The organism is Bathymodiolus thermophilus thioautotrophic gill symbiont (assembly GCF_003711265.1).
Classification (GTDB): domain Bacteria; phylum Pseudomonadota; class Gammaproteobacteria; order PS1; family Pseudothioglobaceae; genus Thiodubiliella.
In genome coordinates this window covers 523,197-543,878 of the sequence record NZ_CP024634.1, presented here as the reverse complement: position 1 = coordinate 543,878, position 20,682 = coordinate 523,197, and the positions used below count along the sequence as shown (strand labels likewise).

Sequence of the window (20,682 nt, the reverse complement as noted above, 5' to 3'; positions counted from 1 at the left end):
GTTATTCCCACTCTAACGCACCGTTCTTCCATTCGAAAATGAAGCCCACCACCAATAAAAGTAAAAAGATGCTGATAGCCACAAAGCCAAACCAGCCAAGTTGAGATTGAACCACCGCCCATGGAAAGACAAAAGCAACTTCTAAATCAAACAAAATAAACAAAATTGCCACTAAATAATAGCGCACATTAAAATACATTCTCGAATCATCAAACGCAGGAAACCCGCACTCAAATTGCGAATTTTTCTCTTCATCTGGTTTACTTGGCCCTAATAAATAACCGATTAACATCGGCCCAATACCAAAGGCAACCCCTAAAAAAATAAAAACCACAATTGGCAAATAGTTCTCTAACACTTCGCTTCTCTTAATTAATAGAATTAAGGCATTATAATCAATTTATTGGAGATTAGCATAAATATGAATGATTAATAAAATTCAACTTTTGCCAAATTAATGATTTATTAAGCCCTGTTTTAGCAATATTAAGGCTATATTTAAACAATTTTCGTAATATAATGAAAGAAAAAAAATTGAAATTATTAAAGCGGCAAGCAGTAATATCATTAAATTCAGTGATTAAAAAATCCATCTAAAGCAAAAAGTTTTAATCATGATAACTTTACTTTTAAGGTTGTGTTTGATTTTTAACGGGGGATACAAAATCTGGTTCATAGGGGTGCCAATCCAAGAGTTGCAATTTTCAATATTATTAACGCCATTTCCTGGGGTAAATATTTTTTTTCTAACTTTAATAAATCAATTGTATATTTAGAGCCACTGCTTTTAATGCGTTCTTTTTTTTATAATGTCGTTGCGACTTATTTCTAGTTTTAATCTGTTATATTGATGGTCAATATCACTTAACAAATGAATATTATTTTTATAGTTATTAATAAGCTTTGACCAGTTATCTCTAACCTGTAAATTAACTTTTCTTAAATTGTATGTTGATCGTTTTATGCGGTTATGTGAAATTATTTTTCCTAGTGTGTACCCTAGCTTGTATAGTGGAGAATTTAATTGTAAGCCGTAGGCGTGGGATTCTTCTTTTAAATCATTGGCGCCATTAAATACCTTGTTATAGTTAAATACAAAATCTAATTTTGGGTAATAATCACTGCCTTTAATTTTAATATTTGTCGCTTTAGATTAGAGATTTTTATATCTTTATTGTTATTAAAACGAGTGCTTGATGGGTTTAACAAGCCCAACTATTCCAAGCACAACCCCAACCATAGGAACAAGCATAAGCAAAGCACCCAAGGGAATTAGGATATTGTTGTTGCCACCCTAACATTTTTCATTTCATCTAAATTAATTGTAGTTTTCATGTTTTTCCCTTAAATTATTTTTGTTGGAATGGCTAAATTTTCTACAAGTTTTAACTATGAAACAGAAATGCTAATCTTGACTATTGTAAGTACAATCCCAAGAGCAGGAGCAAGCATAATCAAAGTACCCAAGAGAATGATGGTATTGTTGCTGTTGCCACCCCTAACATTTTTCATTTCATCTAAATCAATTGTAGTTTTCATATTTTCCCCTTAAATGTTTTGCTAGAATACCGGTTACTTTTAGCGAAAACTAAAATTTCCACAAGTCTTAACTAATAGAGACGCCAGCCTTGTTGAAAGTTGTAAGCCACGCTACTATAAATGCAATTGCAAAAGACCAAGAAACGACAAGCAAAATACCCAAAACAATTGGGGCAACGCCACCTCTGACATTTTTCATTTCATCTAAACCAATTGTAGTTTTCATACTCTCTCAAGAATTTGGTCACAATGCCAATTGCTTTGAATGCAAACTAAAATTTTTACAAACTTTAACTAAGGGCGGAAGGATCATTAAAATCCACGCCAGCCTTGTCAGCAGTCGAAGCCCATGCCACTACAGCTGAGATTATTAAGGCACCGTAAGCGACAAGTAGAACCCCCGCTAGACCACCTCTAACATTTTTCATTTCATCTAAACCAATTGTAGTTTTCATGCTTCCCCCTTAGAAATTATCTTACATTGTAGAGTGCAATAACAGAATTATTGTAACACGAATGGATAAAAATATTATACATCTTCGCAAATAAACTGGCACTCATTCTCATTAACAAATATGTGCAGTATGTTAATTATACTTGCGTACCGCCCACGGTAAGTTCATCAATTTTTAGACTGGGTTGTCCAACGCCGACTGGGACGGATTGACCGTCTTTGCCACAGACGCCGACGCCGCTGTCGAGTTTTAGATCATTGGCGACCATGGAGATTTTTTTTAACACTTCATCGCCAGAGCCGATAAGAGTGGCGCCTTTGACTGGGTGAGTGATTTTGCCATTTTTAACCAGATAAGCTTCGTTGGCTGAAAAGACGAATTTGCCTGAGGTGATATCAACTTGACCGCCATCAAAATTAACGGCATATAGCCCGTCATCGACTGAGGCAAGCATTTCTTCTAAGGTGTCTTTTCCATTGAGCATATAGGTGTTGGTCATTCTGGGCATGGGGATGTGGGCATAGGATTCGCGTCGTGCGTTGCCTGTGGAATTGTTGCCCATTAATTTTGCGTTCATTTTGTCGAATAAATAACCTTTTAGAATGCCATTTTCAATGAGTGTGGTATTTTGGGTTGGGGTACCTTCATCGTCAATGGTGAGTGAGCCACGACGATTGGCTAAGGTGCCATTATCAACGATGGTGCATTTTTCACTGGCAACTTGTTCGCCGATTTTACCTGTGAAAACTGAGGTGCCTTTGCGATTAAAATCCCCTTCTAGTCCGTGTCCAATGGCTTCGTGCAACAATACCCCCGGCCAGCCTGAGCCTAGTATCACGGGGAGTTTTCCAGCGGGGGCTTCTTGTGCTTTTAAGGCAACTAGGGCTTGACGAATTGCTTCATGTGTATAAATTTCGGCTAAATTATGATCAATAAAATAACGATAATCATAACGACCGCCGCCACCGCTAGAAGCTTGTTCAATACGGCCATTGTGTTCAACAATCACACTGACGCTAACACGCACCATTGGGCGATAATCTTTTTGATAAACGCCGTCTGTTGAAACAATTAACACTTCGGTATAAGCGCCTGATAACGAAGCGCTGACTTGCTTAACTTTAGGCTCTTGGCGGGCAATGTGGTCAATTTTCTTTAACAAATCCACTTTTTCTGCTGAGGTTAAACTGCCTAGAGGACTGAGTCCGCTGTATTTTGCCACTTGAGGAATGGATTGGAATGATTGGATGGCTTGTGGCGTTTGGTGTTCAGAAATACCTTTGGCAAAATCAACGGCTTGCTGAATTGCACTGATGTTTAAATTATCTGAATAGGAAAAACCAGTTTGTTCGCCTTTAACGGCTCGTGTGCCAACGCCATGGCTAATGTGATAAGTGCCAGATTTAACGATGCCTTCCTCTAAAAACCACGACTCAGCCACGGAATGTTGGAAATACAAATCGGCATAATCAGTGCCTTTAACAAACAAATCTGAAAGCAGATTGCTAATTTTTTCTGGATTTAAGTGATGTTCATTTAATAGTTGTTCAATCATAATTTTTCAATAATAGGGTTGTCCCATGAACCCGTAATTTTATATTCAAATTCTGCTGCGCCGTTAACAATTGCACCAACTAATTCACCATCAAATAGTGCTTCATCGACTAACCACACACCTAAAGCAACCAGTCCGCCACCTGTAAGATAGGCTGCTATAGGCACAGCATCGTTAATGGCAGGGGTTACTTTTGCCACCAAATTATATTGTTTATCAACAATATTCCCTTCTCCAGTTAAGACGATGCTGCTTGATGAGGCCTCAAGATCAAATTTTTCAATCTTGGCTATCGCATTTTGTAGGTGGATTTTTGCTGTTATATTTTCATAAGCAAAGCCTTTGTTGGTCACATCGGAGAGATTTAGTTGCAGGCGTTTAACAATTGATTTAATATTTAGTAACGACAAAATTCGCCCAATATTAGGGTCTTTGTCGGTAAATACGCCCTCTTTAACATTCATATCAAAATAGCCTGTAATATCTTGATAATTCATATTCCACGGGGCGCATTCACAAGCAAGGCTAATGTCGAAATTAAATTTTCCACCTGTGATTTTTTCTTTAACTTTTAATTTTTGTAAAAATTCAGCCAAACTTTTGCCTTTTGCTTTGGCATAAAGTTGCGTCTTGCTACCGTCCCAAGAACCTTGAAAATTCAATATTTTGTCATCAACTTCAATCCCTTTAAATTGCAAATTATCAATAACAAGCAACTTATCTTTAGCAGTCAATTTAACTTTAAAATCTGGCAAAACACTGTCATCAACATAAATGTCTTTGGTCTTCAGATACATATCTGGAAAATCTTGCGGCGTGATGTTCCAATCGCCTTTAATTGCATCCAATGTTGTTACTCGTATATCCGACAATTGGACATGTGGCATATCCTCTTTATCAAGAGTAACAATGACATTACCCGTTACTGATTTAGAATCAATTACCCCATGCCAAGATTCATCAGGGCGCTTGACGATATAGGCCTTTAGTCCACTATTCATCAATTCTACACCGAAAATTCGCGTTTTACTGTCATGGCGATTGCTTGGATTGACACGAATATCAACAGGGAGGTTGCGAATGTTACCTGTGCCTTTACCGGTAACTTCATTATGATGAAATGCCAGTTTTGAATTATAATTTTCAACAACAATAGCGCCTTTTAAAACGCTTAAGCGATTGTTTTGAATGGTTAAATCAATGTCTATTATTGACGATTCTTCACCCAATGGAATCACCAACGCTAAATTGCCATCAGCTTTGCCAGACAGATTAATTTGATTCAACACCTTGTGCACAGATTCTCCAAGCGGGGAACGCTTTAAAAATTCAATCAAAAGCTCACTTTGCGAATTGACTTTACCGGTAATTTCTACTTTTGCATCTTGCTGGCCTACATCCTTAATCTGCACTTTAATCGCTTTTAAATCCACATTATTCAGTTTGCCATCATGTGCTATTACTGTGATTTTCTTACCATCAAATGCAAAATTGGCATTAAGCTGCTGAAGGGGGTTCCAGTCAGAATCAAACAACAATTCTAATGCTGTTGCTTGTGCGCTAATTTGTATTTCAGTATCACTTGCTGTTGTTAAATTTTCTTTAACATTTAACTTTAGATCTTGCAATGTGCCAGCAATAAAACCGCGCTTTATCCAAGCATAGACATCATCACCCAACAATTGCACAGGTAAATATTTACTCAAATTATTGGCTTTCACCTCCGCCACATAAGCTTCAAATTCAACAAAATCATCGCCCTTTTGATGAAAAAGTTTAATCTTAGCCTCAATGAGTAACTCTTCGTTACTAATCACGATTGGCAAGGAAAACATATTGTTGTTATAGTGACCAAGGGGCAAGGTAACAGCAATATCCACCTTATTTTCACTCATATTTGACGGGTCAAAGGCGATATCTTGCCCCATGACTTTAAGCAACAATTGCCTTTTGTGACGAACAAGCAATATCGGCTCAATTTTAAGTTCTTGATCACCCTTAATCAAGGTTTTATCAATACTCAATACCTTGAAAAAATCAAATAACCCTGAATTTGACAACAATACCAGTTGCTGAATACGCTCAATGTCAAATCCATTGTGCTGTGAATAAAACACCAAAGTCTTAACAAAAATTTTATTGGGACGATAAATATCTGCCCACAATAAATTTAAATTAATATCCCATCTTAGGTTGTCAATACTGGCCACTGGACTCAACCCAGCCTTTGGACGATGTGTCAATGACCCAGCAGTGAACGCCCTCAAAGTATTTATTCTCAAAGAAAGTTTACCTTGCTTAAAACTAAAATGAGGCACAGATGACTCAACATCCAAACCACTAAGCTCGGACAACCCTACCTCAATAGGTGCTTTAATTAATACCGGGAATGTCGCCACCAAAGCAACAAAAAGTATTAGAAATCCTGCTATCCAAATGCCAAACTTAATGACTTTAGCGCTGTGATGTATTATTATTTTATGCATTGATAGAGATTACAAAACTTGAATGTTTTCAAAAACACCCAAAGCCCTATTTTTTTGCACTTTGTCAAAATCAAACAATTTGCCATTCATGGCAATATAAACACCCGATGGCTGATTTTGCACACTACTAAGTGCAAAGCCTAAATTAAACAAAGCATCCGATTGATTAACGGAATAAGGCACCATCGCTCCAAACAAAACAATGGTTTTATCTTGAATGTTTTCCCCCAGTAACTTCGCTGTTTCCACCATTGTATCAGTACCATGTGTGATAACAACAGCACGCTCTTCACAGGCAAGGCATTTAGACAAAATCAACGACCGATCAGCGTCATTCATCTCCAAACTGTCTTTCAAAAATAATACTTCTGATAAGGTATCTACCATTGAATGTGCACGATTAAGCATATCAACAAGTTGCGTTTTTTTAAACACCAGTTGACCGTCTAACTCATTGTAAACTTTGTCAATCGTGCCACCTGTAATTAAAAATTTGATTTTCATAATGATAAATTTAATGCGTTTCTAAAAGTCCTAAGATGCAATGCAAAAAGTGCTGTCCCACATATTTCATCAATTATACTGAGACTTTTAGAGGTTCCTTTCAGGTATTTTAAAAACAAAACAACCGCCAAAAAAGGCGGTTGTTTCACTTGACAATCAATAAGTTTAAAAAATACCACTAATGGAACGAACCAAACCGTCCTCTAATGACTTTATTGCCTCATCAAACTTTAAGTTCACTTGATTTGCCGTGCTAACAATACGAGTGCGATAGGTCTTCCATTTAGCCTGTCCACCCGATATATTTTGTATTAGTTGAGTGCCAGATCCTTGATCAACACTGGTTTTTTGTCTTTGGCTAACAATCTCACCAGCCAACGGCCTTTCTCTAATTTGCAAATCGGTAACCATAGTGTAATAAATATCTGACACCATTGCATCAACAGCAAAACCGACTATACCACCGACTATGGTGGCGTTTTTTGCCGCTGTAGGGCTATTACCTGACAGGGCGCTACCAAGTAATGCGCCACCAAAGCCACCAGATAAAGCATCGTCTGATGCTCTTGCATCTGATTTTCCGACTTTCAAGACATTAGCTTGTAACATAAAATGTGCGTCATCGGGGTTTTGTGTTAAGACATAACCTCTGGCAATCAATGTGTTTTTAATTCTAGTAACAATATTCAACTTTTTGTCCGATGTATTACGGATACTAATAAAAACCACCCGCTTATCTTGTGATACTGGCTCTAAGAAAAGTGTCGAACTCATCTTAGTTTGAGTGTCTAGATCTGACTTCTTAATCATTGTTGTAATGGCACAACTTGTTAAGCCCATTGATATCATTAATATTATAATTAAACTTGCTATCTTTTTCATTTTTTCTCCAAAAAAAGTTCAATTTAACGACCAAAACCTACATGCAAATACAAATGATTCGTAAAATTCAATTTTTTACTTACTTGCTAGTTTTTAAAAAAAACCTGTCCTAGGGGAAAACTAAGGCCAAATTTAAGATGTCCAAATGAGTAAAAAGTAAATGTTTGATGATTTATATCTAGATAAAGGCTTTACTAAATATATAATCTAAGGGAGTGATTATACCAAGTATTTACAAAGACAAAGACCTTTTCCTGTGGCATGCAAAATAGCATTAGCGCCAAACCTCTTAAGCAAAAATGGGGGTAAAAAATTTGCCAAATTAATCAATATATTTGAGGCCTTTGCATAAATATGAATAATCATCAAGAATCCACTTTTCACCCACTTGGTAATTTTTTAAACCCAGCCTTAGCCCTGCTAGGACAAGGTTTAAGAAAATTACCAAGTGGACAAAAATTGAATTTTGCTAATCATCCATATTTATGCAAAGGTCTCTATTTATGTAAAAATTCTCTATTGTTTTCTTTCGCCAAAAATATCCGTGCCGATACGCACAAATGAAGCGCCATTTTGAATAGCCAATTCCAAATCACCACTCATACCCATGGACAAAGTGTCCAAATTGGGATATTGTTTAAAAATATTTGCCATTCTTGCAAAACTGATGTCTGAGTTGGAGGGGCTCGGAATGCACATAAATCCCCTTAAAGAAAGTTTGTCCAAATGCTCAAACTGAGCAAGAATTGTAGCGATTTGCTCGGGCAAAATGCCTGATTTGGTTGATTCATTGTCAATATTAATTTGCAATAAAACATTAAGTTTACCCAACTTATCTGGGCGCTGGTCATTAAGCCGTTTGGCGATTTTAAACCTATCAACGCTATGCACCCAATCAAAATTTTGGGCGATTTGTTGCGTTTTGTTAGACTGAATGGCACCAATAAAATGCCAGATTAAACCCTGTTTTTTCAAGGCTTGAATCTTGTCTAAAGCTTCTTGTAAATAATTCTCGCCAAAATGGCGTTGCCCCGCATCAATTGCCTGTTGTAAATCACTAGCAGGTCTAGTTTTGCTAACGGCAATTAAGGTTACTTGTTGATTTTTATCAACGGCTTTAATGCGCTGTTGAACCTGCTTTAGGTTGTCTTTAATCAAAAGACTGTTTGCGCATCAAACACGGGGCCATCAACGCAAACACGCTTCATTGCCGTCCCTTGTTCTGTTTGCACCGCCACCACACAACCTGCACAACCACCCACAGCACACGCCATATATTCTTCAAGTGATACTTGACAAGGGAGCGCATATTCCTTAGCCAAAGTAGCCACCGCTTCAAGCATTGGGTGAGGGCCACAAGCATAAACTTCAACTTCAGCCAATTCATCTGCTGACAAACTGTCTAAATAAATACGCGCTAAATCAGTAACAAACCCCTTAAACACACCTTCAAAATCCTGCAAACTCGCCAATCTGCAAGCCACACCCCAATCTTCTAAGAGAGGCATAGTATGGCTTGCTCGTGGGCAAGCATTACCCATTGCACTTACTACTGGCGTAAAGGGAAACGGCACTTCTGAGCCCAAAATAACAAAAGGGTCAAGCTCACTGTCTTTCATCTGTTGTGCAATCGCAATCATCGGTGGCATTCCGACGCCGCCGCCAATCAACAAGGGCAGCTTTTTATTTGTTATGTTAAAGCCATTGCCAATCGGCCCAATAACAGACAACATATCGCCCACTTTGCGTTGTGATAATTGACGAGTTCCTTCGCCCACCGCTTTATAAAGCAAATCAAAAGTACCGTTTTCCACATCCACTGACATAATTGAAATTGGTCGTCTCATTAATAAAGCATCGGAAACGGTAATGTGGACAAACTGCCCCGGCTTGGTTTCTCTGGCAATAACATCTGACGCCAAGGTCAAAATATATTGCTCGCCCTCAAATTGATAATGTGCCAAAATCTGGCAATCACAAACTTTAATCATATTTTTATGTAATTTACTCATTGCTCGTAATTAATGTGCCGACACCATCATCAGTGAAGACTTCTAAAAGCACAGCGTGAGAAACACGCCCATCGATAATATGGGCGGCCTTAACACCATGTTTGACGGCAGTTAATGCGCAGCCAATCTTTGGCAACATTCCCCCGTAAATTGTTCCGTTGATAATTAATTTATCCACTGTATTGGCATCCAATCCAGTTAATAATCTGCCTTCTGCATCTAACAAACCCTGAGTATTGGTGAGTAAAATCAATTTCTCAGCATTCAATGCTTGTGCAATCGCACCTGCAACCAAATCTGCATTGATATTATAAGAAGCACCATTTTTGCCCACACCAATCGGTGCAATCACTGGAATAACGCCAACTTCTAAGGCGTCAATTACTGAAGTATCCACGCCGTCCACTTCGCCAACATAACCCAAATCAATGTCATCGCCAATATTTAATTTTGTTGCAGAAACCAAGCCACTGTCTTTACCCACCAGCCCTTTTGCACATCCACCATGTTGCTGAATAAGTTCAACAATTTCTTTATTAACCACATCGCCTAACGCAGACTCAACCACTGCCATGGTTTCTGCATCGGTAACACGCATACCGTGAATAAATTCACTTTTTTTACCAATTTTATCTAACATTTCACCAATTTGAGGGCCACCGCCATGCACCACAATCGGATTCATACCAACTGATTTCATCAAGACAATATCGCGTGCAAAACTGGATTTTAGACGCTCATCTATCATCGCATTACCACCATATTTAATGACAATGGTTTTGCTTTTAAATTTTTGAATATACGGTAACGCTTCAATTAAAACGCGTGTGATTTCGGACATATTGGTACTTTATAAAAGATTAAAAAAAATCCTATTTTACCTAACAAGTATTCTTTGAACTTTATAAAGAGACCTTTCTAAGTCTAAGTGCATTTGCAATCACCGACACTGAGCTAAAACTCATCGCTGTAGCAGCAATCATGGGAGAAAGTAACACACCGAACACGGGAAACAGTACCCCAGCAGCTATTGGTACGCCTAAAATATTATAAATAAAGGCAAAAAATAAATTTTGTTTAATGTTTTTCATGACCGCATAACTTAATTTTTTGGCCTTAACAATGCCATACAGATCCCCTTGTATTAAAGTAATTTCCGCACTTTGAATTGCCACATCAGTCCCTGTACCCATTGCTATTCCAACATCTGCCTGCGCCAAAGCAGGTGAATCGTTCACCCCATCACCTGCCATAGCAACAATTTTCCCTTGTGCCTGAAGTTGTTTGATTTTATTCAGTTTGTCTTCTGGTAGGCACTGTGCTTGAAATTCACTTAAATTCAGTGCATCAGCCACTGCTTTGGCAGTATTTTGATTGTCACCTGTCATCATAATAACCTGTACGCCTTGAGACATTAACTCAGTAATGGCTTTTTTGCTGCTTGATTTGATACTGTCGCTAATGGCAACATAACCCAATACTTTATCATCAACGCCGATATAAGAAACGGTCTTACCTTGGCTTTGTGCGACAATCACTTTTTCCATCAACACATCGCTAATATCAATCTTATTGGTTGTCATTAATGCTAAATTGCCCAATGTGATTTTTTGTTTGTCAATCACCCCAACCACACCTTTGCCAATAATCGCTTTAAAATCTATTACTTTAGTGAGATTGATATTTTTTTCTTGGGCAAATTGCACAACAGCTTGTGCCAAAGGATGCTCGCTATATTGATTAAGTGAGGCAATTTTGCACAATAAATCATCAGCACTGCCTCTTTGAGAAAACACCTCTTCCACCGAGGGTTTGCCTTGAGTAAGCGTGCCAGTTTTATCCGTGATCAGCACATCAACTTTGTCCATTATTTCTAAAACTTGGGCATTCTTAATCAACACCCCTGCCTGTGCGCCTTTGCCCACTCCAACCATGACTGACATCGGTGTTGCCAAACCTAAGGCACAAGGGCAGGCGATAATCAAAACTGCCACTGCATTCACAAAACCATACGCCAGTGCAGGCTCTGGCCCGAACCAAACCCAAACTATAAAGGTCAAAATTGCCATTAAAACCACAATTGGCACAAAGTATTTAGCAATTGTATCCGCTAATTTTTGAATCGGTGCGCGTGAACGGGAGGCAATTTTAACCATTTCAATAATTTGAGCAAGTAAGGTCTCTGACCCTACTTTTTGTGCACGCATTACAAAAGATTGATTGCCATTAATACTGCCCGCAGTTACCTTATCCCCTTTAAATTTATCAACAGGAATAGGTTCGCCAGAAATCATTGATTCATCAAGACTGCTTTCGCCTTCGGTAATAACGCCATCTACAGCAATTTTTTCTCCAGGTTTAACCCTTAACAAATCCTCTCGTTTAATCTTATCAATTGCTATCACAACTTCTGTATTATTTTTAAGCAATATTGCGGTTGCAGGTGCTAATTGCAACAATGCTTTTAAGGCGCTGCTGGTCTGACTGTGTGCCTTTGCTTCTAATAATTGCCCCAATAAAACCAAAGTTAAAATAACGGCTGTGGCTTCAAAATAAAGCAAAACTGTGCCGTTTTCAGCTTTAAAATTATCAGGGAAAATCTCAGGAAAAAACAACCCCACTACACTAAAAATAAATGCCGCACCTGTGCCAATACCCACCAAAGTAAACATATTAAGATTCCAAGTGACAATAGACCGATAAGCACGCTTAAAAAATACCCAACAAGTCCAAAAAACAATGGGTAAAGTTAAAGCAAATTGCATAAAACCTAAGTTCTGAACGCTCATTAAAGTGTTAAGTGGATTGTTAGGGATTAAATCAGACATAGAAATAACAAAAACTGGCAATGCAAATAAAACCGATATTTTCATTTTTTTAAGCAATTCTTGATAAGTTTTTTGCTCACCATTCTCACTTTCTAGCACCACCAAATCCATTTCACAAATAGGACAATTTCCTGGCGTATCCTGAACGACATCGGGATGCATTGGGCAAGTAAATTGCGTGGCTTGTGTCGTGCTAGGCTGTTCTACTAAATCCATACCGCAAATTGGGCAACCGCTTTGCGTTGAATAAGTTTTCTCCCCCTCACAAAACATTGGGCAATAAAACACGCCATTCCCATTCTCAATATTGCTTGCTGGTTTCGAATGGTGTGCAAAGCCATGTTCTGGCAGAGTAATCGTATAATGCAGTCCAGCCGTTAACAAGGCTTGTTGCAAAATATCCAATGATAAATGGCTCTGCATTTCAATCACCACGGCTTTGGTGGCTAAATCAATCTCCACCTTACAAACATCGGATAACGCTAATAATGCTTTTTTTACATTGGCTTCACATCCGCCACAAGACATATCTAAAACTTGATAAGTGTGTTTCATATTGCACCCCACTTTTAAACTTAAACCACGACAAACTGCCCCATCATACCCCTGTCTTCATGTTCCAAAATATGGCAATGATACATATAAGGGGTGTTTTTATCACGAAATTCAGGAAACTTCATAATCACATCAACCTGCTCATGCGGATTCACCAGCACCACATCTTTAAAACCCAGTTCGTGAGTGCTGATGACACCTTCACTTTTGCTAACGATTTTGAATTGCACATTATGAATGTGGAAGGGATGTGCCATCATTGAGGCGTTTTCAATACGCCAAACCTCAACACTGCCTGCCTTAACCACTTCATCAATGCGTTTGGCATTCATTGTTTTACCGTTGATACTAAACATATTGCCGCCGCCCATCATGCCCATACCCATTTCCAAACGCATCAAACGCTGACGACTGACCTGCTTCATACTGGGGTTATCATGTGTGACCAATTTTTTCAGAATGTCACGATTGCTTTTTTTGGCATTGCTGCCATCTATTTGCATAATATTTAGGTCATTGTCAGTGCCTGACATCATCGAACGCATCATTCCCATGCCGCGCATACCAGATTTTTCTTGCCCGCTTTTATGCTGTAGAATAGGCATCTTGCCATCAGACACATCCACCAAAATTTCAGCCCGTTCTGCAGGTGCAAGACGCAGTTGATTGGTTTTTTGTGTTTGCTCTAAAAGCCCGCCATCACTACCAATGACATAAAAAACACGATTGTCGTTAAATGCCAAGAAATAAGTGCGTGCATTTGAGCCATTAAGCAAGCGCAAACGCAACAGCGATTTTTTTGCCTTTAACACGGGGCGTATCACACCATTCACCAAAACCGTACCGCCTTTTTTGCCCATCATGGAATCCATCATACCGCCCAAATAACGCAGTGCCCCATTTTGCTTAAAATCTTTGTCTTGGATAATCACTGGCATATCATCTACCCCGTATTCACTGGGTAAATTCAACGCACTCGCTTTGTCATCATCAAGGATAAACATACCTGCTAACCCTTGATACACCTGTGGTGCAGTTTCGTGCAGTTGATGAGAATGATACCAAAGTGTGGCAGCATCTTGAATGACTTCAAACTGTGTTTCCCAAGTTTTATTAGGCTGAATTGCTTGATGTGGCCCACCGTCAGATTTGGCAGGCAATTTCATGCCATGCCAATGCAGAGTGCTGGTTTTATTGATGCTGTTTTTAACCCGAATATGCACCTTGTCACCCTTACTTGCCCGCAAAGTTACTCCCAAGAAATTTTGATTAACACCCAAAGTTGGGGTTTTTTTATTGGCCAAAATCTGACTCAAACCTGATTGAATTTGCAAATCAAAATAAACATTATTGCCTTTTCTGGTGCCAACATACAACGCTGGAACCTGAAATTTATTGCCCAATAATTGCTTGCTTGCCAAGACAATTTTCGCCGGCATTGCAGCCAGTATGGCGCTTGCTTGAATAAATTTTCTTCTTGAAAACATTATTTGAACCTCGCATTATATTTTTGTTGAATATCTTTTGGCCAAAGACTGTGTAAATAATCCAATAACGCCTGTTTTTCTTGATCACTTAGTTTGTCTTTAAACTCAGGCATCCAGCCACCCAACCGTTTGCCACCGTCATTAATGGTACTTAACAATAATTTTGGCGAATGGTGCCAAGCATGTGCCGTTCCATTTAATGGGGGTGCTGGATATTTACCATTGGGTAAAGTTTTTTTCCAATTTCTTACCGTTCCTTTTGCCCCTTTGCCATGGCACGATACACAGTTTTTATCAAAAACTGCTTTACCTAAAGCAACACTTTCTATCTCTTTTGCTTGTGCATTGTCGCTGTCGAAACAACTTGTTAAAAGCAATACACTTAATGTGATTAATATTTTCATTTTTTTTCCTTGATTTTATCAACTTTTATAAAAATTGATTGATTTTTAATGGGCGACAAAAATCGCCGTTTTATAAATGCTTATAGCGGACGCTATACCGATTAAACCGTAGGAGGTGGCGTGGGGGTTTTGGCAATAAAAGAGGAATAAGAAGCTTCAAAAACAGGCACTGATAAATGCATGCTGTTGATTATTTTTTGTGAAAAAATCGTTAAAACATCAATTGCCACAACCGAACTGCAACTAATGTGAATATTTTCAGAACAACAATCTGCACTTTTATCTGCAAATTGCATCGTTGTTTGTTGCATGGAATGCATATTTTTATCCATCACATTCATATCTTTGGCACTCGCCAAAGAAATTAACATTAAAAAACATAAGGATATAATAAATTTCATAAATTGGATTTTATCATAAAAAATTTGATTGGAAATCATTTAAATGAAACCTTCGTCAATCTACACCTATCAAGGATACCATTTTTCAAAAATGAAATGAATAATATAGTGCCAATACTTGGGATGAAGATGAACGCCATATTGTTTGGTTTATTTTTTGAAAATGGTATAAAAATCAAGCACAAAACTACTCCAGCCATTTGCCAATGAGTAATTGTAACAAGAGGTATTTAGTTTGAATTAAATCCAAATTTTGCTAAATTTACAGTGCAGTTGCGATATTCACAGGGATTTGAAAAATGTATAGCAATAAAGGCGTACATTATTCAATAAAAAATAATGTTTGTCGTCTTTTTTATTAAATAAAGGCTTTTTGCGTGAATATAAATAATCATCAAAATCCACTTTTCACCAAATTGGTAAAAATTGAATTTCACCAATCACCCACATTTATACAAAGACCTCACTTTGGTAATTTATCTAAAAATATTTTCTGATATTTTTCATCCCAATCTTGAAAACGAATGGTTTGTTTGCCATTGGGTAGCACGACGCTCATTTTTTCAAAATCAAGCGTGTAAAGGCTTAAGTCGGGATTAACTAGCACCGCATTTGGGTCGTTGTGTTGCGTGGGCATATATTGACTTGCCACTCTTAGGCGTTTAGGGTTTTGCGTATTGAGTAAAGATTTTCCATTGATATTTGGGTGTGGCTTCATATTAATAATTGCCAAAATACTTGGCACAATATCTGCTTGTGAAATTGGCAAATCTTGGTTACTAAGTAATTGTGCATAATGAGAATTTGGCGGGGAAATTAGCAATGGGTTGTGAATGATTTTTAAATGTGGATTGTAATTAAATCTGCCTGATTTTCCACCCAAACCTTGCCCGTGATCGGAAGAATAAAATACCCAACTATTGGGGTATTGTTGGCGCATTTTGTTAATGATTGTTGCTAGATAGTCATCGGTTTTAACCACGGTATTGTCATACGCATTAATGGAATTTGGCTTATTTTCAGGTAAGAACTTTTTGTGCTTTTGGGTGGAATGTGCTGTGTATGGATAGTGAGAGCCGTCCATTTGTAATACTAGAAAAAAAGGAGGTTTTTTCTGGGTAATCTTGTCAATATATGGCAAGGCAATCTCATTTAACACACGCATATCATCTGCACCCTTGTGCACGGAAGTATTTTTATTCATACTCACACCGTGCCAAAAATAATCCACATCTTTATCGACAAATAAATCTTTAATATGCCCCCAATGTGTGTCTTGTGCGCTGATAAATGCAGTTGTATAACCCCGAGCTTTGGCGTAGTTAAAAACGGTTGGCGTTTGATAAAATCTGCCTGTTGGATCAATGCCTTCTATGCCTACTAACATATACGGCACACTTAGGCGTGTGTGGGTGCCAATGCTCAGGGCGTTGTTATATTTAATCAGTTTTTTGTCTGCTTCCAGTTGGGCGAGTTTGGGTGTGGTATCTCGTTTGTAGCCATAAATGCCCATTTGTGAAAGGGTTAAGGATTCGCCGATGATGTAAACAATATTTGGCAAATTATCAGTGGGTAACTGGCTTGGTGTGACGGGCGGTTTTTCGTGTTTAAATTCTAATACTTGAGTGCGTGAAATTTGCAACAAAGTTGAATAATATGCCAAGACTGAATTTTGAAAATTGCCCACCCCATACCAAATAAATGTGGTGAGCAAATACAACAACACAAAGCCGATGACATTTAGTCCATAACGCCATTTCACTGTTTTAATAGGGGCAATTAGCAGACTTAACAAACCATAAACCGACAGCAGGAGAATGCCAGATTTTAAGTAATTAAACTGTGCTAGCCACAAATCCAACACCAACATTGGATCCTGTGAAAATTCACGAAAACCAAAACTTGAGGCAAAACTACGATACACCTCGTAATGTGATGACTGCACCAGCATTGGTACAACAATTAGCATAAAAATAAGGTTTTTTCCAACCCTTGAGCGGGTAATAATCGGATTAAGCATAAACAACAAAGATAACATTGCCAGCGAAGTCAAACCAAAATTAACAACAACACGCTTGCTGTCCCAATGTTCTAGTAACCACGCAAAATCACGCACCACAAAAATATCCAGCAGACTTAAGCCAAGCCAAACCCAAAGTAGTGATTTTATTGTAGTGCTTCTAGCCATGTAGAAACTGTGTCCATTTCACTGTATTTAGTCAAATCAATTTGCAAAGGTGTTACCGACACAAAACGATTGGCAATCGCATGAAAATCTGTGCCGACGCCATTGTCGGCTTCTTTGCCATTTTCTCCAATCCAAAATTTAGATGGGTTGTCCTTGTCAGGTATGCTGTTTTCTGATTTGTGCCGTTTGCCGAGTCGTGTGGTTTGAAAGCCCTGGATCTCATCAATTGCTACATCAGGCACATTGACATTCAGCACCGTGTCATGCGATACCTGTGCGTGAGCAATTTGATTGACTATTTTCCTGGCAATAATGCCTGCCGTATCAAAATGCGCACCTTCCCAACTGGCAAGCGAAATTGCCAAAGAAGGCAAACCTAAAAAACGCCCTTCAATTGCCCCTGCAACCGTGCCAGAATAAATGACATCGTCCCCTAAATTTGCACCAAAATTGATGCCTGTAACCAACAAATCAAACGATTCCTCTAAAAACCCACTGAGCGCCAAATGCACACAATCGCTTGGCGTGGCATCTACGCTGTAAATATTTTTTTCAATCTCAATGGGTTGTAACGCTCTATTTAGCGTCAAAGAACTGCTAGAAGCCGATTTATTCTCATTCGGTGCTACCACTACTACTATATGGTCTTTTGATAGATATTGTCTCAGTATTTTAATACCTTGTGCATCAAAACCATCGTCATTGCTAACAAGAATTTTCACTTTATATTGAGTGTGATTTTATCTTTTTTAACATCCACTTTAACTCTGCCACCATTCACCAATTTACCAAACAACAACTCATCAGCCAGTGGCTTGCGGATTTCTTTTTCCACTAAACGCGACATGGGTCTAGCCCCCATTTGAGCGTCATAACCATTCACGGAAAACCATTTTCTTGCCGCCTCAGATACAATTAAAGCCACCTTTTTATCTTCTAAAGTGGCTTCCAACTCAAATAGGAATTTATTCACCACAAAAACAATGGTCTCTTCATTCAATGTATTAAAATAAATCACTTCAGACAAGCGATTTCTAAACTCTGGCGTAAACGATTTCTTTAATTCGCCTTCGTAATCCAGTGAATGGTTTTGCTTATTAAAGCCAATTGATGCCCGCCCAACTGCTTGTGCGCCTGCGTTAGAAGTCATTACTAAAATCACATTCCTAAAATCAACTTCTCTGCCATTAGCGTCAGTGAGTTTGCCGTTGTCCATCACTTGCAACAACAGATTAAAAATATCAGGATGGGCTTTCTCAATTTCATCAAGCAATAAAACAGCGTATGGATTGGTATTAACTGCTTCGGTCAACAATCCCCCTTCATCATAACCCACATAACCCGGTGGTGAGCCAATTAACTTAGACACTGAATGCCCTTCCTTGTATTCACTCATATCAAAACGCAATAATTTAACCCCCATAATACGAGCAAGTTGCTTGCAAATCTCAGTTTTTCCCACGCCTGTTGGCCCTGCAAATAAAAACGAACCCATTGGCTTGTCTTTATACGCCAAGCCAGAACGAGCCAGTTTAATAGCAGTAGATAGGCTCTCCACTGCTGCATCTTGCCCAAATACGCTGAGTTTAAGGTCTGTTGCTAAATTTTTAAGTAACGACTTATCGTCATTGGTCACCTGTCGTGATGGAATGCGTGCTAACTTGGACACAATATCTTCAATATCACTCACACCGATATTAATTTTGCGCTTAGATTTTGGTTGAATTTGTTGCAATGCGCCAACCTCATCAATTACATCAATTGCCTTATCTGGCAAACAACGGTCATTTATATAGCGATGCGAAAGTTCAACTGCACAAGTCAACGCTGCTTTTGAATATTTAACCTTGTGATGGTCTTGATAATACCGCTTTAAACCATGCAAAATTTTAATGGTATCGTGCACCGATGGTTCGTCAATATCAATTTTTTGAAAGCGTCTTGAAAGCGCATGGTCTTTTTCAAAAATCTTTCGATATTCTTCATAAGTCGTTGAACCCATACACTTTAACGAGCCATCTGCCAATGCTGGCTTAAGTAAATTTGAGGCATCCAATGCACTCCCAGAGACGCTGCCTGCACCAATCATTGTGTGGATTTCATCAATAAACAAAATGGCGTGTGGGATTTTTTCCAAATCATTCAGCACCGCTTTTAAACGCTTTTCAAAATCACCCCGATATTTTGTACCCGCAATTAACACCCCAATATCCAGCGAATAAATACTGGCCTCTTGTAAAACCTCAGGCACTTTACCGTCCACAATTTTCTTGGCAATACCTTGTGCAATTGCTGTTTTTCCAACGCCTGCTTGACCCACAAATAAAGGGTTGTTTTTACGCCGTCTGGATAAAATTTGAACGGTTCTCAAAACCTCTTCTTCTCTCCCTAAAAGCGGGTCAATCTTCCCTGTTTTTGCTTTTTCACATAAATTAATTGTGTAACTTTCTAATGCACTTTTCTTGCCCTTCTTGGGACGAGATTCTACTGTCGCTGATTCTGCTTCTAATTCTGGTATTTGTGTTGAAATCGCCTCCATTGCCTCAAGGCGAGAAATATTATTCAACTTTAATAAATAAACCGCATGAGACTCCTTCTCAGCAAAAATACTCACCAACACATTCATCGCATACACAGTATTTTTCTGTGCTGCTTGTGCCTGATAAACACTGCGTTGCAATACCCGCTGGAAACCAACCGTTGGCACAATATCAACTTCTGAAGCCTGTGGGATAAGCGGCGTATGTGAATCAATATAATCTTCTAACTCCGCCTGCATTTCTTCAACATTCACCCGTTTGCTTCTTAAAAAACCTACCACCTCATCAATGCTAAGTAAGGCAATCAATAAATGTTCAACCGTCACAAACTCTAGACGGTTATTACGCGCTTGTGCCATAATGGCATTAATTTCTTGTTGTAAGCTTACTTCAATCATCGCATTATTATACGAGACCTTTCATACAATACTTAAGAAGATGACAAGCGAATTGTGTATTTTTATGGAAGTTTTAGCCAAGTGTACTTATTGAGCTGTATATATCTTCTTGTAGTGTGTCTTTTTGACAAGCAAAAAACTGTTGCCAAAATCTTAACGAGAAAAGAATATAAATACGATGAGACCTTTGAATAAATAACACAATTCTACCGATTCCATCGCGATAAAAATTAAATAAACTTGCAAAAAATGCGTTTTAACCTGTATATAATATTGGTAAGTAACAAAATTAACTCCGATCCAAAGTATAGAAAAATGTGAACAGCATTAACTCTTGCTATCACAAAATTTACAAAAATTAACACCGATTAAATTAGCTGTAAACATAGAAATAAATTCATGCAATTGCCATCAAAAGGCATTTTATTTCTATAGAAAAGGATGTGCG

19 protein-coding genes are annotated in these 20,682 nt (G+C 38.3%); 1 reads left to right on the top strand and 18 read right to left on the bottom strand.

The annotated features are described in order from the left end of the window. Position 1: 1 nt before the first annotated feature. From ndhC to MS2017_RS01815, 8 genes are all read right to left on the bottom strand, one after another. Positions 2-358 carry an NADH-quinone oxidoreductase subunit A gene (gene ndhC / locus MS2017_RS01840; protein WP_071564845.1) on the bottom strand — a complete coding sequence of 119 codons (357 nt, stop codon included), beginning with the start codon at positions 356-358 and terminating at the stop codon, positions 2-4. A 1,031-nt stretch (positions 359-1,389) separates the two neighbouring features. Continuing rightward, positions 1,390-1,539, bottom strand: coding sequence for a hypothetical protein (locus tag MS2017_RS11040; RefSeq protein WP_158009394.1), 150 nt, complete (start codon positions 1,537-1,539; stop codon positions 1,390-1,392). A gap of 67 nt (positions 1,540-1,606) precedes the next feature. Continuing rightward, positions 1,607-1,765 carry a hypothetical protein gene (locus MS2017_RS11035; protein ID WP_158009393.1) on the bottom strand — a complete coding sequence of 53 codons (159 nt, stop codon included), beginning with the start codon at positions 1,763-1,765 and terminating at the stop codon, positions 1,607-1,609. Between the two features lie 64 nt (positions 1,766-1,829). Next, the gene (locus MS2017_RS11030; RefSeq protein WP_164707566.1) at positions 1,830-1,967 is read right to left on the bottom strand and encodes a hypothetical protein; all 138 of its coding nucleotides are present in this window, start codon (positions 1,965-1,967) and stop codon (positions 1,830-1,832) included. A 163-nt stretch (positions 1,968-2,130) separates the two neighbouring features. Next, complete coding sequence (gene tldD / locus MS2017_RS01830; RefSeq protein WP_071564842.1) at positions 2,131-3,549, bottom strand: metalloprotease TldD; 1,419 nt, start codon at positions 3,547-3,549, stop codon at positions 2,131-2,133. After that, positions 3,546-6,035, bottom strand: a complete 2,490-nt coding sequence (locus MS2017_RS01825) for a YhdP family phospholipid transporter (protein ID WP_122951072.1) — start codon at positions 6,033-6,035, stop codon at positions 3,546-3,548. Before MS2017_RS01825 ends, tldD begins: the two co-directional genes overlap by 4 nt. A 9-nt stretch (positions 6,036-6,044) precedes the next feature. Beyond that, positions 6,045-6,539, bottom strand: coding sequence for an asparaginase domain-containing protein (locus MS2017_RS01820; protein WP_071564840.1), 495 nt, complete (start codon positions 6,537-6,539; stop codon positions 6,045-6,047). Between the two features lie 165 nt (positions 6,540-6,704). After that, on the bottom strand, positions 6,705-7,421 hold the full coding sequence (locus MS2017_RS01815; RefSeq protein WP_122951071.1) for a complement resistance protein TraT: 717 nt from the start codon (positions 7,419-7,421) through the stop codon (positions 6,705-6,707). 354 nt (positions 7,422-7,775) lie between these two features. Here MS2017_RS01815 and MS2017_RS11025 point away from each other — a divergent pair, with 354 nt between their 5' ends. After that, on the top strand, positions 7,776-7,985 hold the full coding sequence (locus MS2017_RS11025) for a hypothetical protein (protein ID WP_143108558.1): 210 nt from the start codon (positions 7,776-7,778) through the stop codon (positions 7,983-7,985). Here the strand turns inward: MS2017_RS11025 and MS2017_RS01810 are convergent. From MS2017_RS01810 to clpA, 10 genes are all read right to left on the bottom strand, one after another. Next, a complete protein-coding gene (locus tag MS2017_RS01810; RefSeq protein WP_071563258.1) occupies positions 7,938-8,579 on the bottom strand; it encodes a YggS family pyridoxal phosphate-dependent enzyme in 642 nt (213 codons plus the stop codon). The genes MS2017_RS11025 and MS2017_RS01810 overlap by 48 nt on opposite strands. Further along, positions 8,576-9,433 carry a dihydroorotate dehydrogenase electron transfer subunit gene (locus MS2017_RS01805; RefSeq protein ID WP_071563259.1) on the bottom strand — a complete coding sequence of 286 codons (858 nt, stop codon included), beginning with the start codon at positions 9,431-9,433 and terminating at the stop codon, positions 8,576-8,578. The genes MS2017_RS01810 and MS2017_RS01805 overlap by 4 nt, the downstream gene beginning before the upstream one ends. Next, positions 9,426-10,274: an acetylglutamate kinase gene (gene argB / locus MS2017_RS01800; RefSeq protein ID WP_122951070.1), complete on the bottom strand. Its 849-nt coding sequence runs from the start codon at positions 10,272-10,274 to the stop codon at positions 9,426-9,428. The genes MS2017_RS01805 and argB overlap by 8 nt, the downstream gene beginning before the upstream one ends. A 61-nt stretch (positions 10,275-10,335) precedes the next feature. Beyond that, the gene (locus MS2017_RS01795; protein ID WP_122951069.1) at positions 10,336-12,816 is read right to left on the bottom strand and encodes a heavy metal translocating P-type ATPase; all 2,481 of its coding nucleotides are present in this window, start codon (positions 12,814-12,816) and stop codon (positions 10,336-10,338) included. A gap of 20 nt (positions 12,817-12,836) precedes the next feature. After that, positions 12,837-14,303, bottom strand: a complete 1,467-nt coding sequence (locus MS2017_RS01790; protein ID WP_071563262.1) for a multicopper oxidase family protein — start codon at positions 14,301-14,303, stop codon at positions 12,837-12,839. Next, complete coding sequence (locus tag MS2017_RS01785; RefSeq protein WP_071563263.1) at positions 14,303-14,707, bottom strand: c-type cytochrome; 405 nt, start codon at positions 14,705-14,707, stop codon at positions 14,303-14,305. Before MS2017_RS01785 ends, MS2017_RS01790 begins: the two co-directional genes overlap by 1 nt. Positions 14,708-14,808: 101 nt before the next feature. Further along, positions 14,809-15,108, bottom strand: a complete 300-nt coding sequence (locus MS2017_RS01780; protein WP_071563264.1) for a hypothetical protein — start codon at positions 15,106-15,108, stop codon at positions 14,809-14,811. A 463-nt stretch (positions 15,109-15,571) separates the two neighbouring features. Further along, positions 15,572-17,296 (bottom strand): phosphoethanolamine transferase, encoded by a 1,725-nt coding sequence (locus tag MS2017_RS01775; protein WP_122951067.1) that lies wholly within the window; start codon positions 17,294-17,296, stop codon positions 15,572-15,574. Further along, positions 17,275-18,018 (bottom strand): 5'/3'-nucleotidase SurE, encoded by a 744-nt coding sequence (gene surE / locus MS2017_RS01770; RefSeq protein ID WP_122951066.1) that lies wholly within the window; start codon positions 18,016-18,018, stop codon positions 17,275-17,277. The genes MS2017_RS01775 and surE overlap by 22 nt, the downstream gene beginning before the upstream one ends. Next, complete coding sequence (clpA, locus tag MS2017_RS01765) at positions 18,015-20,234, bottom strand: ATP-dependent Clp protease ATP-binding subunit ClpA (protein WP_122951065.1); 2,220 nt, start codon at positions 20,232-20,234, stop codon at positions 18,015-18,017. The genes surE and clpA overlap by 4 nt, the downstream gene beginning before the upstream one ends. Between the last annotated feature and the right edge of the window lie 448 nt (positions 20,235-20,682).

What these genes read in the sequence shown, in the direction of transcription:
- MS2017_RS11040 (WP_158009394.1), bottom strand. Translation starts at nt 1,539, where the DNA reads ATGAAAACTACAATTGATTTAGATGAAATGAAAAATGTTAGGGGTGGC.
- MS2017_RS11035 (WP_158009393.1), bottom strand. Translation starts at nt 1,765, where the DNA reads ATGAAAACTACAATTGGTTTAGATGAAATGAAAAATGTCAGAGGTGGC.
- MS2017_RS11030 (WP_164707566.1), bottom strand. Translation starts at nt 1,967, where the DNA reads ATGAAAAATGTTAGAGGTGGTCTAGCGGGGGTTCTACTTGTCGCTTAC.
- tldD (WP_071564842.1), bottom strand. Translation starts at nt 3,549, where the DNA reads ATGATTGAACAACTATTAAATGAACATCACTTAAATCCAGAAAAAATT.
- MS2017_RS01825 (WP_122951072.1), bottom strand. Translation starts at nt 6,035, where the DNA reads ATGCATAAAATAATAATACATCACAGCGCTAAAGTCATTAAGTTTGGC.
- MS2017_RS01820 (WP_071564840.1), bottom strand. Translation starts at nt 6,539, where the DNA reads ATGAAAATCAAATTTTTAATTACAGGTGGCACGATTGACAAAGTTTAC.
- MS2017_RS01815 (WP_122951071.1), bottom strand. Translation starts at nt 7,421, where the DNA reads ATGAAAAAGATAGCAAGTTTAATTATAATATTAATGATATCAATGGGC.
- MS2017_RS11025 (WP_143108558.1), top strand. Translation starts at nt 7,776, where the DNA reads ATGAATAATCATCAAGAATCCACTTTTCACCCACTTGGTAATTTTTTA.
- MS2017_RS01805 (WP_071563259.1), bottom strand. Translation starts at nt 9,433, where the DNA reads ATGAGTAAATTACATAAAAATATGATTAAAGTTTGTGATTGCCAGATT.
- argB (WP_122951070.1), bottom strand. Translation starts at nt 10,274, where the DNA reads ATGTCCGAAATCACACGCGTTTTAATTGAAGCGTTACCGTATATTCAA.
- MS2017_RS01795 (WP_122951069.1), bottom strand. Translation starts at nt 12,816, where the DNA reads ATGAAACACACTTATCAAGTTTTAGATATGTCTTGTGGCGGATGTGAA.
- MS2017_RS01790 (WP_071563262.1), bottom strand. Translation starts at nt 14,303, where the DNA reads ATGTTTTCAAGAAGAAAATTTATTCAAGCAAGCGCCATACTGGCTGCA.
- MS2017_RS01785 (WP_071563263.1), bottom strand. Translation starts at nt 14,707, where the DNA reads ATGAAAATATTAATCACATTAAGTGTATTGCTTTTAACAAGTTGTTTC.
- MS2017_RS01780 (WP_071563264.1), bottom strand. Translation starts at nt 15,108, where the DNA reads ATGAAATTTATTATATCCTTATGTTTTTTAATGTTAATTTCTTTGGCG.
- MS2017_RS01775 (WP_122951067.1), bottom strand. Translation starts at nt 17,296, where the DNA reads ATGGCTAGAAGCACTACAATAAAATCACTACTTTGGGTTTGGCTTGGC.
- clpA (WP_122951065.1), bottom strand. Translation starts at nt 20,234, where the DNA reads ATGATTGAAGTAAGCTTACAACAAGAAATTAATGCCATTATGGCACAA.